Source organism: Lacrimispora brassicae (assembly GCF_054772055.1).
Genome location: NZ_BRYH01000008.1, coordinates 1 through 13,583 on the forward strand (window position 1 = coordinate 1; position 13,583 = coordinate 13,583).

At 41.6% G+C, this 13,583-nt stretch carries 12 protein-coding genes and 1 tRNA gene; 1 reads left to right on the forward strand and 12 read right to left on the reverse strand.

The features are described 5' to 3' along the window. Positions 1-376 precede the first annotated feature (376 nt). From ACYVD3_RS04835 to ACYVD3_RS04880, 10 genes are all read right to left on the reverse strand, one after another. Positions 377-464, reverse strand: a tRNA-Ser gene (locus ACYVD3_RS04835). Between the two features lie 86 nt (positions 465-550). Further along, positions 551-1,264 (reverse strand): lysophospholipid acyltransferase family protein, encoded by a 714-nt coding sequence (locus ACYVD3_RS04840; RefSeq protein WP_460641381.1) that lies wholly within the window; start codon positions 1,262-1,264, stop codon positions 551-553. A gap of 9 nt (positions 1,265-1,273) precedes the next feature. Beyond that, positions 1,274-1,825 (reverse strand): Fe-S-containing hydro-lyase, encoded by a 552-nt coding sequence (locus ACYVD3_RS04845; protein WP_460641382.1) that lies wholly within the window; start codon positions 1,823-1,825, stop codon positions 1,274-1,276. Between the two features lie 27 nt (positions 1,826-1,852). Further along, entirely contained in the window at positions 1,853-2,695 is an 843-nt protein-coding gene (locus ACYVD3_RS04850) for a fumarate hydratase (RefSeq protein WP_460641383.1), read from the reverse strand. A 211-nt stretch (positions 2,696-2,906) separates the two neighbouring features. Continuing rightward, positions 2,907-3,338 carry an RrF2 family transcriptional regulator gene (locus ACYVD3_RS04855; protein ID WP_460641384.1) on the reverse strand — a complete coding sequence of 144 codons (432 nt, stop codon included), beginning with the start codon at positions 3,336-3,338 and terminating at the stop codon, positions 2,907-2,909. 193 nt (positions 3,339-3,531) lie between these two features. Further along, positions 3,532-3,804: an HPr family phosphocarrier protein gene (locus ACYVD3_RS04860; RefSeq protein ID WP_460641385.1), complete on the reverse strand. Its 273-nt coding sequence runs from the start codon at positions 3,802-3,804 to the stop codon at positions 3,532-3,534. 13 nt (positions 3,805-3,817) lie between these two features. Next, positions 3,818-5,254 carry a glycoside hydrolase family 1 protein gene (locus ACYVD3_RS04865; RefSeq protein ID WP_460641386.1) on the reverse strand — a complete coding sequence of 479 codons (1,437 nt, stop codon included), beginning with the start codon at positions 5,252-5,254 and terminating at the stop codon, positions 3,818-3,820. Positions 5,255-5,286: 32 nt separating this feature from the next. Continuing rightward, complete coding sequence (locus ACYVD3_RS04870; RefSeq protein ID WP_460641387.1) at positions 5,287-5,628, reverse strand: PTS lactose/cellobiose transporter subunit IIA; 342 nt, start codon at positions 5,626-5,628, stop codon at positions 5,287-5,289. A 75-nt stretch (positions 5,629-5,703) separates the two neighbouring features. Next, on the reverse strand, positions 5,704-6,963 hold the full coding sequence (locus ACYVD3_RS04875) for a PTS sugar transporter subunit IIC (protein ID WP_460641388.1): 1,260 nt from the start codon (positions 6,961-6,963) through the stop codon (positions 5,704-5,706). Between the two features lie 19 nt (positions 6,964-6,982). Continuing rightward, positions 6,983-7,288, reverse strand: coding sequence for a PTS sugar transporter subunit IIB (locus tag ACYVD3_RS04880; protein ID WP_460641389.1), 306 nt, complete (start codon positions 7,286-7,288; stop codon positions 6,983-6,985). A gap of 227 nt (positions 7,289-7,515) precedes the next feature. Between ACYVD3_RS04880 and ACYVD3_RS04885 the strand changes: the two genes are divergently transcribed. Beyond that, entirely contained in the window at positions 7,516-9,435 is a 1,920-nt protein-coding gene (locus ACYVD3_RS04885) for a BglG family transcription antiterminator (protein WP_460641390.1), read from the forward strand. A gap of 78 nt (positions 9,436-9,513) precedes the next feature. On the opposite strand, the gene ACYVD3_RS04890 is transcribed toward ACYVD3_RS04885, so the two are convergent. Next, positions 9,514-10,830 (reverse strand): hemolysin family protein, encoded by a 1,317-nt coding sequence (locus tag ACYVD3_RS04890; protein ID WP_460641391.1) that lies wholly within the window; start codon positions 10,828-10,830, stop codon positions 9,514-9,516. A 190-nt stretch (positions 10,831-11,020) separates the two neighbouring features. Further along, positions 11,021-13,582 (reverse strand): DNA gyrase subunit A, encoded by a 2,562-nt coding sequence (gene gyrA / locus ACYVD3_RS04895; protein ID WP_460641392.1) that lies wholly within the window; start codon positions 13,580-13,582, stop codon positions 11,021-11,023. Position 13,583: the final 1 nt, after the last annotated feature.

A 13,583-nucleotide genomic window follows, 5' to 3' on the forward strand; every position in this document is an offset into this window, starting at 1 on the left:
AATGGTGTTCAATCCGGGGTCAAAATCAACAAACTAGCTAATTTTTTCCCGTTTTACTTGTTGTTTGGTTCGTATACAATTGCTTGTATTTGTTCTGAATTGTTCTCATTCAAAGCCATCAAACATGGCTTGTTTTATTAGAATTTTCAGGGTTTTACATACTGTTCAATCTTCAGTTTTCAAGGTGCTTCGTGTTGTTTCTCTCTTAACAGCAACTCATTTATCATATCACAGCGCTTCTGTCTTGTCAACACTTTTTTTATTTATTTGTTTTCACTGTTTTTTCGGCAGCTGGTATATAGTATCACATCAGCATTGCTATGTCAACTACTTTTTTTCACTGTCTAAAAGTAAAAATCAATCATTTGGAAACGAGCGGAGAAAGAGGGATTTGAACCCTCGCGCCGGTTGCCCGACCTACACCCTTAGCAGGGGCGCCTCTTCGGCCTCTTGAGTATTTCTCCGTAGTTCATAATTTCCATATGAATCGTCTTTCAATGAAAATCTTTTCCAGACGCATTGACAATTATACAAGATATATTTCGACTTGTCAACCTATTTTTTGATTTATTTCTTCCTGTATTTTGTCGTGTACCATTCCCGCTATTTGGACGGTTTTCATATTCTGATAATCCTCTGCACAAATCGGTTTTAAGAAGCATACCTGTACGATCTGTTTTCTGGAAGAGTTCTCATCAAAGGGCTTAAAACAGTCGATTAGTGCCACCGGTACAATGGGACATTTGGCATTTACAGCGCTTTTAAAGGTTCCTCCCTTAAAGTCCAGAAGTTTATTTCCCTCACGGCTGCGGGTTCCCTCTGGAAAGATTACAAAATTCTTTCCCATTTTTACCTTTTCCGCCATCTTAGTTATGATTTCCATGGAGGCCCTAATGTCCTGGCGGTCTATGGAAAAGCCATCCAGGGCTTTGATTACCTGTTTTACTAAAATGAGTTTTGCGGCTTCTTTTTTCACCACTATGCTAAAGGGGTTGGGACAGGCATCCATCAGAGCCAGTACATCAAACAATCCCTGATGGTTGGGAAACAGGATAAAGCCATTTTCAGAGGGCAGATTCTCAACTCCCTGAACTTCTACCTTAATGCGCCCTGTTCTGTTTACTGTTTTCACTATATGGCGGATGTAATCATAACGCTGTTCATCGGTATGGGTATCTTTCGGAAGTCCCATCCTGCATATGCGGTAAAACCATAGGGGAACACGAAAGAAGTTTCTTATTATCATATAAGAGATACGATTCATATATTTCCTTTAAACCTCCCTGTATCTTTCTATGGCTGTTTCATATAAATTGTTTCCTTTGCTGTCTATGACAACCACCACGGGAAAATCTTTTATTTCCAGACGCCTTATGGCCTCTGTTCCCAAATCTTCATAAGCAATTACTTCAGAGGCAAGGATGCATTTTGAAAGAAGAGCTCCTGCTCCTCCCACCGCCGCAAAGTAAACGGACTGGTTTCTTACCATGGCATCAATGACTTCTTTGCTCCTTTTTCCTTTTCCTATCATTCCCCTCATTCCCATATCCAGAAGAAGTGGAGTGTACCGATCCATACGGCTGGCTGTGGTTGGTCCTGCAGAACCGATGGGCCGTCCTTCCCTGGCTGGGGATGGCCCCATATAATAAATCATGTTTCCTTCTATATCAAAGGGAAGTGTTCCCTTTTGGTCCAGGGTTTCCTTCATTCTTTTATGAGCGGCATCCCGGGCAGTGTAAATAATCCCTGTCAGGTAAACATAATCTCCTGCATTCAGGCTTTTTGCATCTTCCCTGCTGATGGGTACGTTTATGTGATGATCCATGCTTTCCTCCATTCTTTGCTTCAAGCATTATATAACCCTGTGTGCATGTCTGTTTACATGACAGCAGATATTGACTGCCACTGGCAGCCCGGCTATGTGGGTCGGATAGGTTTCAATGTTTACGGCCAAAGCGGTAATCCTTCCTCCCAGGCCTCCTGGACCGATTCCAAGCTTGTTGATCTTTTCAAGCATCTCTGATTCCAGTTCCTTTACATAGGAAATGGAGGACCGTTTCTCAATATCCCTGGTCAAAGCCTGCTTGGCTAACTGAGCGCATTTTTCAAAGGTTCCGCCGATTCCCACTCCAACCACCATTGGAGGACATGCATTAGGTCCGGCCTCCTTTACGGCTGACAATATAGAATCCTTGATCCCTTCCAGTCCATCTGCAGGTTTTAACATAAAAATTCGGCTCATGTTTTCACTGCCAAACCCTTTGGGCGCAACTGTAATATCAATCTTATCTCCGCTCACAACTTCATAATGAATAACTGCAGGGGTATTATCCTTTGTATTCACCCGCTCCACCGGCTCCACCACTGATTTTCTTAAATACCCTTCTCCATATCCTTCTCTTACTCCCTGATTGACTGCATCCGTAAGATTTCCGCCTTCTATATGTACATCCTGTCCTATTTTTACAAAAATCACTGCCATCCCTGTATCCTGACAGATGGGGATCATATCCTCTCCGGCAATTTTTAAGTTTTCCTTTAACTGGCAAAGCACCTGTCTGCCAAGGGGCGAGATTTCTTCATCCACTGCCTTAAGAAATACCCGTTCCATATCACTTGACAGCACATGGTTGGCTTCTATGCACATTTCTTTTACATTCTTCGTTATTTCTTCAATTCTAACCGTTCTGATCATATATTCCTCCAGATAAGCAGATCCCTTTGTTTTATTTCATCATAAATGATTCTTATTGTGAAATCAAGTTCAAACATAAAATAAGGCAGGGATGCTTTATTTATCATTCCCTGCCTTACTAAAAGGAAGTTCCAATCACCTTAAGGTTCATGGAACGGCTGATTTTTTAAGTAAAGCGAACATTTGCGTTCTGCTTGCTTTCATTAAAAAATCAGGCCTTAGAATCAAGACGATTCCTTATTAATTTTTCCTGAATATCTTTTATGGTGATTTCTTCCATTCTTCTTCTGCATAGCTCATTTAAATCCCCGTAAATTTCATCCATGACCCCGGACATTCCGGAAGCGATCATACAGGGGGTATCTACATTTCCTGATTTCCAGGAAGAAGATACAAAGGTAACATCCAAAGCATCACAAATGCTTTTTAAACTTACTTCAGAGGAATCTTTTGCAAAATGATAGCCGCCCTCCAGCCCTTCCTTTGTTGTGATAATTCCGGCCTTTTTTAATTTTGCCATCACTTTTCTTACCCGGGCAGGATTGGTGCATACATTGGAAGCCAGTTCTTCACTGGAAATGGTGATCTTCCTTTGGTTTAAATAAACTACTCCATGAACCGCTACTGCAAACTCACTTGTCATACGAATCCCCTATTTCATTGGCATAATTTTCTTGGTGAAGTCAAATACAGTGTCGACTGAACTTAGAAAATCAGCCGTTCGATGAGCCGCCTGGCGGATCGAACTTCCTTGATCTGTAATTGATATGGTTTCAGTTTATATTTTATCAATTTGCAAGATCATTGTCAAGGGGACTTCCTTTACTTCATGGAATTCAGCGGTTTGATGATAATCCGATTTTTTCAGCCAGCTCTTTCAACTGCTCAATGGCCTGGTTTTCATCTTCCCCTTCGGCTGTTATTGTTACCCGTTCTTCCGGTTTGACTGCTAATCTCATAATAGCAAGAGGATTTTTTAAATCAGCTTTCATTTCCTCCTTTTTTAATGTTATAAGAGAAGTAAACCTCTTGGCTGCTGCTGCCATATCTCCTGCTGACCTGGCATGAATCCCCATTGCATCCTGAACCACAAATTCAAACTGCTTCACAAAACACCTCCTGTTAAGCCAGATCCTCACCGCCCGATGCAATTACTTTTTTCATCCATGCATAACTGTCCTTTTTGATCCTCTTCCCTGTTCCCTTTCCATAATCATCATAATCTACATAAATAAAACCATAGCGCTTGCTCATTTCACAGGAAGAACAGGAAACAATATCAATGGGCCCCCATGCATAATAGCCCCTTAGATCTACTCCGTCCCGGATGGCTTCCTTCATCTGCTCAATATGCGCCCGAAGGTAATCCACCCTGTAGGAATCATGGATTTCTCCATTTTCTACCTCATCGTAGTATCCTACTCCGTTTTCCGTTATATAAATGGGCTTTTGATATCTGTCATAAAATTCATTTAATAAGATCCTTAAGCCAATGGGATCAATGCTCCAGCCCCAGGGATTTGCCGGCAGCTCTTTATTCCGGTATGCCTCATTCCCTTTTTCATAGCTTTCCTTTGAGCATATCTGAGTATAATAATATGAAAATGAGAAAAAGTCCGCCGTATGTTTCAAATCCTCTTCATCACCCTCTTCAAATGTAAGCTTAATATTCCAGTCCTCAAAAAAACGGAAGGCATAACCGGGATAATATCCCCGAAGCAAGACATCAGCAAAAAAATACTCCATTTGATTATGTTTCAAGGCAGCCAAAACATCTTTTGGTTTACATGTTGCTGCATATTCCGGCCCGCCGCAGAGCATCATTCCGATCTGCATTTCAGGATATTTTTCATGAGCATATTTTGTGGCCCTTGCGCATGCCACCATCTCATGATGGACTGCCTGATATTTTGCAGAGCAAAGATCATCAACCGTATCTTCTGCAACACCAAGGTGATTAAATGACTCATGACCGATCAAATTAATCTGATTGACTATAATCCAGTACTTCACCTTACCTGCATACCGGTCAAATACTGTTTTGCAATACTCTACGAAGAAATCAATGGTTTCTCTGGAATACCAGCCTTTGTATGCAGTGGTTAAATGAAGAGGCATCTCATAATGGGAAATGGTGATCATCGGCTCCATGCCGTTTTTAATGATCTCATCAAACAATTTATCATAAAATTCAAGCCCCTTCTCATTTGGCTGCCCATCGTCTCCCTTTGGATAAATTCTGGCCCAGTTAATGGAAGTTCTGAATGTTTTAAGTCCCAGATCAGCCAGCATTTTTAAATCCTCTGGATAGGTATGATAAAAATCAATGCCTCTCCTTTTAGGGAAATTCTTATTACTGCTTACCAGGGCTTCCTCTATATATGCTCTGGTTATTTCTCCGTTGGAACGCTTTTCAATGGGCAGGTCCTTTTGGAACTCATTGATATCAGCCAGGCAGAGACCTTTGCCATCCAGGTCATACGCTCCCTCCAACTGATTTGCCGCCACAGCGCCTCCCCACATGAAATCTGATGGAAAGCCTTTTGGTACTTTTTTCATGGTATTCTCCTTTCCTTCCTGATATTACCGGTTTAATCCTGATTCTCCAGACGCTTCAAACGCTTTTCCCAATTTTCAAAGATTTTGATCATTTGCTTTGCAATGTTGATTTCACTGTATATAGTCATCAACGTATCCTGGGCATGGGCGAAAATCAAAGAATACTCTGCCTTTTCCCCCCTGGTTTCTCCCTGAATGGCATCTGTCTGGGTGCGATGGGCTTCTGTGATCTTTTTCTGCGCTTCCTTCATCTTTTCATTTGCCAAAATAAAGTCCTGATCGGCAATGGCTGTCAATGCTTCTTTGCACAGCAAACGTGCATCACCCGCATTCATAATAATGCTCATTGCAGATTCTAGTGTTTTTTCATCCATGTTTCCTCTTTCCCGCCTATCTTTCTAAAGCATAATGGTATGCCCGTAAGGCGATTGATCACCCTTCTTATTACTTTATTTCTTTTCCTCTGCTTTTTTCTCTGCCTCTGATTCCTGATTGTCGTATATACGGAAAAATGGATACCATATTACGGTTGAAAGCAATGCACAGGCAGCCATTAAAATAATACCTTTGATGCTCCCCGTTGTCAGCCATGTGGAAATGGGGAAAGGACAATACCACATATCAAAAACTCTGGTAGGAATCGGTGCAAACGGAATTACCTTTGTAAAAATCCAAACCACCATTGGAAGTATGATGCCCATCAGCCACATGGGGATCATCATAATCGGATTCCATGCGATACAGCCGAACACGACTGGTTCGTTAATGTTGAAAATAGCTGGTACAAGGCTGGCACGCCCTAATGCTCTTAATTTATTGCTTTTTGCAAATATGAGCATAATGACCAGCGGCAATGTACATCCGATTCCTCCGATCCATAAATAAGCAGAGTATACCGTAGGGTCAGTGACCAGGTTCAGCGTCTCGTAAGTAGCTGTTCCAGCCGCGGCCATACTAACATTAGCGGTAATCGCCATAAGCATTGCCGGCTTATAGACCGGAGTTAGTACCCAGCTTGAAATTCCCAGGGAATATAAAAAGCAAACAAGCAAAAGAGAAAGGGCAAAGCCCCAGGGAGTCTGCATCACATTGGAAATGGGCATAAATAATGCCAGCAGAATATTATAAATATCGATCCCAAGCAGATCTACCAAAACCCATAGAGAGCAGACCACGATACCAGTCGGAAGCATGGAATCAAACCAGGCCCTTACAAAGTCAGGTATCACGGAAGTCTCTTTAAAAAATGAGAACTTCCCGAAAATTCCCATAATAAAACCTGAGAAGACACCAGCGGTAATTGCTACAAACATTCCTCCGGCTCCTAAAGATGCATGCTGAAACCCTGCCTGACCATCCTTTATCACCTGAGGAGATATAATAATCAAAAATGCCACCACACCGGAAAGGGCTGCAATGATCCTTTGTTTACGCAGACGCTTTTTTTCCATTAAGTTAAATGGTATTAAAAATGCTACAAACAATGACAGCAGACCCATTGTCCAGCCAAAGGGAGTCCAGAAATTTGGCCACCACTTCCAGCCAAACACATCTCCCGGAACAGTTAAAAAGCAAAAGATAGATCCCAATAATATAAACGGGAGTACCTGCATAATAGAATCTTTTAAGGTGGTAACCCATACATTGCTATTAATTTTGTTCATTTTCGGTGCAAAACTGTGCTCTAACCAATGAATTAACTGTTTCATCCTTCTCCTCCTTATTCCCTTAACTCATTTCACTTAATAAATGATCCAATGCCATATCCCCATTTAATGTTGAATAGTATTCCGGCTTCATCAAGATGACCTTCACATCCTTTCCCCCAGTATATTCCTCAATCTCATCCAGAATATAGGCCAGGTGAGGTCCTACCATAAGGGCCTCAATGTCATCAATATAGTTTTCGATTTCACTTTCTCCTCTGGCCTTTATCGTGATATCCATATTCCTTGCGGCCGCTGCCTTTCTTATGTTAGCCGCCATAAACCCGGAGCTTGCACCGGATCCGCAAACCAGTAAAACACTTAACATAAATAAAATCCTCCTTTATCTGTATAATATGGTTTATGAAAAGCTTTCTTTTTAACTTCTCATAAAAGGTGATGAAAACGTGGTTTGGTTTTCACAATATATTTGATGCATTCATTATTACTTTTTTCCACTTAAAATTCCACCAGAGATTTGCACATGCAGCGTGCAAATCTCTGGTGGAAAAATCCTTTCCACATTCTTATAATGAATAGAAGGAGGGTTTTACTATGGGGCCAAAATTATTAAAATTAATACGTATCCTGCTGATGCACACAAATGAAATGACCGCTTCTGCATTAGCTGCCGAAATGGGGGTTTCGGAACGCAGTATAAAAAATTATATTTCAGAAATCAATGATAACCATCCTCAGATGATCCGTTCTTCCAGGAAAGGGTATTCCATTCATGCAGAGGCCGGAAGAAAAATACTCAATGAATCCGGCACCCACATCCCCCAGTCCTCCCAGGAAAGACTGGTTTATATTATCAATCTTTTGATCAAGCAGGAAACCGGCATTGACGCATACGATTTATGCGATACCATATTTATCAGCTACTCCACTTTAAAAAATGAACTGGGTGCTGTAAAAAAGAAACTGGGCCAGTTTGATTTAAAGCTTTTAAATCAAAAGGACAATTTGTCCATTGAAGGGCTGGAAAAAAACAAACGCCGTCTCTTAAGCTCTATTTTATACGATGAATCCAACATTAACTTTGTAAGCCTGAAAACCATACAGCATGTTTTTCCTGATATTGAAATTGAATATATTAAAAATACATTGCTGAATATTTTTGATAAATACCAATATTTTGTCAATGACTATTCTCTGATCAATATTGTTCTGCACATCACCATCGCCATTGACAGGATCAAAAATCACAATATCAATACCCAGGATGTTCAGGAACTGGCTCAGCTCCGGCATCATGAATATGAGTTGGCAAGTCAGGTGACAAAAGAATTGGAAAATCATTTTCATATCACCTACAGTGAAGCTGAAATTTATGAACTTGCCCTGCTGTTGATTTCAAGAGCTACTACCATCGATTACAAAAGCATAACCACTGCCAACTTAGAGGACTTTATCGGAAAGGAATGCTTTGACCTGGTGGAGGAAATGATCCAGTCAGTTAATGCTTATTATTATATTGATCTGTCAGAACCTGAATTTCTGATCCGGTTTGCCATTCATATAAGAAATTTACTTCAAAGATCAAAAAACCAGCAATTTTCAAAAAATCCTTTAACGGAAGAAATTAAAACTTCCTGCCCATTAATTTATGATGTCTCCGTATATTTATCCGGAATTATCAAAGACCGTACGGGGATCATCATAAATGACGATGAAATTGCTTACATCACCTTTCACCTGGGAAGCACTTTGGAAGCACAAAAAAGCCTTAATAAAAAAGTAACTGCTGTTTTATACTGCCCCAACTATTATGATTTAAATGTACGTCTGACGGATACCATTAATCAGCATTTTTCCTGTGAAATGCTCATAACCAACATTTTAACGGAGGACTCTGTTCTGGAACAGGTTCCTAAATGCGATTTTATTATGTCTACGGTTCCTCTCCACGGTTTTTATGCCGTGGACATCGTTCATATCGGAATGTTTTTTACGGATAAGGATATTTCCGTCATCAGAAATAAAATTACATCCGTAAGGATCAATAAAAGGAAAGCCACCTTTAAAAGTTATCTGGAAATGCTTATCATCCCGGATTTTTTTGAAAGAAGGAATGATTTAAAGACTGAAAAGGATACCATCGAATATCTAACGGGGAAAATGCGCCGGATGGGTTATGTAGACGAAACATTCCGGGAAGATATCTACATGAGGGAAAAGCTTTCTTCCACTGCTTTTCATGATTTTTCCATCCCCCATGCGATGAAAATGCATGCAGAAAAAACAGGACTGAATATATTGATTTCTGATTCTCCTGTCTCATGGAACGGGAAACCTGTTTCCCTGATCATCATGATGTGTTTTAACAAGAATGACCGCTACATTTTTAATGAAATCTTTGAGCCTCTCACCATGATGCTTACGGACAGGGAATTTATTAAAAAACTGATCCAGGTCAAAGACCATGAGACCTTCATTCAAATGCTGACGGATAACTTAGAAGTCACTTTCTAGTACAAAACTCCATAGCTGCTCATAAAAAAAGTTGTCCTGGCTTTTTAAGCTGGACAACTTTTTTATGGGCAATTTAAATTATTTTTCCTTAATCCGGACAATGGCATTCTTTATTACTTTATCATCCATTTCCAAAATAGTATAAAGATTTTTTTCATCCTCCAGTTCCAAAGGAAGCTGAGATGTTTTAGGAATAAAGCCAAGTATTTCGATCAGATATCCTGACAGGGTATCACAGGAGCTTTCTATCTCTTCATGAAGCACTTCGTCTAAATCATACAGGGAAATGCTTCCTGCCGCTTTATATACATTAGGTTCCATCTCTACCAGCTCAGGTTCTGAATCTTCATATTCATCGGGAATATCTCCCACAATTTCTTCTATCAAGTCCTCCATGGTGATCAGACCGGAAACTCCTCCGTATTCATCCACCAGGATGGCCATTTTGGTCTTATTCTTCTGCATATCCAGAAATAAATCATCTGTCTTTTTATTTTCCGGTATAAAATAAGGCTTCTGCATAATGGTGCGGATATCAATACCCGCCATGTCTTTTTTATTCAATTCAATGTTAAAGTCCTTCATGGACAAAATACCGATAATATTATCAATTTCTTCTTCATAAACCGGAATCCTGGAATGCCGGCTGTCCAATATCTCATTGAGGACCAGCTCCATGGGTCTTTTGATATTAACAGCCACCATATCCTGTCTGGGGGTCATGATCTCTCTGGCTCTCTTATCATCAAAGAGAAAAATAGAAGTAATCATATCCTCCTCGATCTTATTGAACACACCGCTTTCACGCCCCATCTGAAGCATGGAACGGATCTCTTCCTCAGAAACCTCTTCCTCCAGGTGATCTGCCTTCATGCCAAAAAGCTTTAGGATTCCATTGGTTGACATGGAAAGAAACCTTATAAACGGAGCCATGATTCTTGATACAATGTAAATAGGCCGTACAGCAAATAAACTGAACCATTCCGCCTTTTGCAATGCGATCCGTTTAGGCACCAGTTCTCCCAATACCAGGTTAAAATATGACAGAATAATGGTTACTGTCACTATGGAAAGGCTTCCGCTGTATGGGATTCCCAAATCCCGCATCTTTCCTCCAAGTATCTGTGAAATTCCGGTTGCCGCCGATGCACTGGAAAAAAAACCGGCAAAGGTTATGGCTACCTGGATGGTTGAAAGAAAACCGGTAGAATCCTCTGAAAGCTTTTGAATCAGGGCCGCTTTTTTATTTCCGCTCTCAGCCAGCATCCTGATCCTGTTTTTGTTGACTGATACAACAGCCATTTCCGCTCCTGCGAAGAACGCGTTCATTAAGGTTAAAGCAATTAATAATAAAATCTGTGCGGCTATCTGCGCCGCGCCTGGGTCACTGTCCAAGCTGGTATTCCTCCTTTTTTTAGGACATAATCGTCCATGCAGGACTTCCTGCTGAATTTCAATAAAGAAAAAGACTTTGACTACAGTAAAGTTAATATTGCTGCATTCAAAGTCTTTTACTGCTTTTTATTGATGGGTTATATTATAATATAAAAACTAAAATATTACCATACCCTTTGTGTTAAGATTTTTATTCCTCTTCAGGGGCTTCATCCTTTTCCTCTATTTCCTCTGGAAGCACTTCATCCTCAATGTCCAGTTCTTCCAAACCTTCTCCATCGGACTTGCTTCCGTCATCCCGTACCTTAGCAATGCTGGCAACGCTGATATCAGAATCCTGGTCAATGTTCATCAGCTTCACTCCGGAAGTGTTTCTTCCGATGACGGAAATGTCATTGACGGAAATGCGGATGATGATTCCTTCGGTCGTGATCAAAAGGAGGTCATGGTCATCCTGGACCAGCTTGGCTCCTATGATATCTCCGGTTTTTTCCGTGATCTTATAGCACAGAACACCCTTTCCACCTCTTCTCTGGGGCGTGAATTCCTCAGTAGGAGTACGCTTGCCCATGCCATTGGCTGATACGATCAGAAGTTTCGGTCCCTGGGTTTCCTTTTGCATGCCTACCACATGGTCATCCTCATTGAGCTTCATGCCGATAACACCCATGGATACACGGCCTGTGATACGGACATCCTTTTCATGGAACCGGATACACTGGCCTTTTTTAGTGATCAGGAAAATATCCTTTGTATCATCGGTTGCCTTAACCTCAATGAGTTCATCATTTTCCCGAAGGACAATGGCCTGAAGGCCATTTCTACGGACATTGGCATATTCCATCATAGGAGTTTTCTTTACCATTCCATTTTTGGTTGCCATAAATAAGAACTTATCATCATCGTATTCCTTCATGGGGATGATGGCCGTAATGCTCTCGCCGGGAAGCATCTGCAGAAGGTTTATAATGGCAGTTCCTCTGGATGTTCTGCTTCCTTCCGGGATCATATAGGTCTTTAACCGGTAAACACGGCCCGTATTAGTAAAGAACATCAGGTAATGATGGGTGGTTGTCATCATCAGGTCCTCGATGTAATCCTGGTCAATGGTCTGCATTCCCTTGATTCCCCTGCCGCCCCGGTTCTGGTTCTTGAAGTTGTCAATAGACATCCTCTTAATATATCCCAGCTTTGTCATGGCAACAATGGTACTTTCATCAGGGATCAAGTCTTCCATGGACATATCGTACTCGTCAAAGCCGATGGAAGTCCTTCTGTCATCTCCGTACTTTGAGGAAATAATGGATATTTCCTCTCTGATTACTGCTAAAAGCTTTTTCTCATCAGCAAGGATGGCCTTTAATTCCGCGATCCTGGCTTCCAGCTCCCTGTATTCGTTCTCAAGCTTCTCCCGCTCCAGACCGGTAAGAGCTCTAAGACGCATATCCACGATAGCCTGAGACTGTACATCGCTTAAGCCAAAGCGGCTCATAAGTTCTGCCTTAGCAGCCTGGACATTTTCAGAACCCCTGATGATCCGGATGACTTCGTCTATATTATCTAAGGCAATAAGCAATCCCTGTAAAATATGGGCTCTCTCTTCCGCCTTATTCAAATCGTAACGGATCCTTCTGGTCACAACTTCCTTCTGGTGATCCAGATAATAATTCAGCATCTGAAGAATATTTAAGACCTTAGGCTCCAGAACGCCGGAACTATTTTTAACAAGGGCGATCATGATTACCCCAAAGGTATCCTGAAGCTGGGTATGCTTGATCAACTGGTTAAGTATTACATTGGCATTGGCATCCCGGCGAAGTTCAATGCAGATCCTCATGCCGGAACGGTCGGACTCATCTCTTAAGTCAGTAATGCCGTCTACTTTCTTATCCTTCACAAGCTCCGCAATCTTTTCAATAAGGCGGGCCTTATTGACCATGTAAGGAAGCTCGGTCACAATGATCCGGCTTTTTCCGTTTGCCATGGCTTCAATATCGCTGACAGCCCTGACACGGATCTTACCTCTTCCTGTGCGGTATGCTTCTTCAATTCCCCGTTTTCCCAGGATGGTTGCTCCTGTGGGGAAATCCGGTCCTTTGATGATATCCAGGATCTCCTCCATGGTGGTTTCCCTGTTTTCTTCCACCTGGTTGTCAATAATATGAATGACTGCGTTAATGACCTCCCTTAAGTTGTGGGGAGGAATATTGGTAGCCATACCAACGGCAATTCCGGAGGTACCATTTATCAGAAGATTGGGATAACGGGATGGAAGGACATCCGGCTCTCTCTCCGTCTCATCAAAATTGGGGCTGAAATCAACGGTATCTTTGCTGATATCTGCAAGCATTTCCATGGAAATCTTACTTAAGCGGGCTTCTGTATATCGCATGGCAGCCGCCCCGTCTCCATCCACGGAACCGAAGTTTCCGTGACCATCCACCAGGGGATATCTGGTAGACCATTCCTGTGCCATATTCACCAGGGCCCCGTAAATGGAGCTGTCACCGTGAGGATGGTATTTACCCATGGTATCACCCACGATACGGGCACATTTACGGTGTGGCTTATCCGGACCGTTGTTGAGCTCAATCATGGAATACAGGACTCTACGCTGAACCGGCTTTAAACCGTCTCTTACATCAGGCAGAGCTCTGGAAACAATGACGCTCATGGCATACTCGATATACGATTTTTCCATGGTCTTTTTTAAGTCCACATCATGAACTTTATCAAAGATATTTGGTTCCATT

Bases quoted from the DNA above. Each gene is read 5' to 3' on its own strand.
- ACYVD3_RS04845 (WP_460641382.1), bottom strand. From the start codon at position 1,825: ATGGATCATCACATAAACGTACCCATCAGCAGGGAAGATGCAAAAAGC.
- ACYVD3_RS04840 (WP_460641381.1), bottom strand. From the start codon at position 1,264: ATGAATCGTATCTCTTATATGATAATAAGAAACTTCTTTCGTGTTCCC.
- ACYVD3_RS04875 (WP_460641388.1), bottom strand. From the start codon at position 6,963: ATGAAACAGTTAATTCATTGGTTAGAGCACAGTTTTGCACCGAAAATG.
- ACYVD3_RS04865 (WP_460641386.1), bottom strand. From the start codon at position 5,254: ATGAAAAAAGTACCAAAAGGCTTTCCATCAGATTTCATGTGGGGAGGC.
- ACYVD3_RS04885 (WP_460641390.1), top strand. From the start codon at position 7,516: ATGGGGCCAAAATTATTAAAATTAATACGTATCCTGCTGATGCACACA.
- ACYVD3_RS04870 (WP_460641387.1), bottom strand. From the start codon at position 5,628: ATGGATGAAAAAACACTAGAATCTGCAATGAGCATTATTATGAATGCG.
- ACYVD3_RS04850 (WP_460641383.1), bottom strand. From the start codon at position 2,695: ATGATCAGAACGGTTAGAATTGAAGAAATAACGAAGAATGTAAAAGAA.
- gyrA (WP_460641392.1), bottom strand. From the start codon at position 13,582: ATGGAACCAAATATCTTTGATAAAGTTCATGATGTGGACTTAAAAAAG.
- ACYVD3_RS04855 (WP_460641384.1), bottom strand. From the start codon at position 3,338: ATGACAAGTGAGTTTGCAGTAGCGGTTCATGGAGTAGTTTATTTAAAC.
- ACYVD3_RS04880 (WP_460641389.1), bottom strand. From the start codon at position 7,288: ATGTTAAGTGTTTTACTGGTTTGCGGATCCGGTGCAAGCTCCGGGTTT.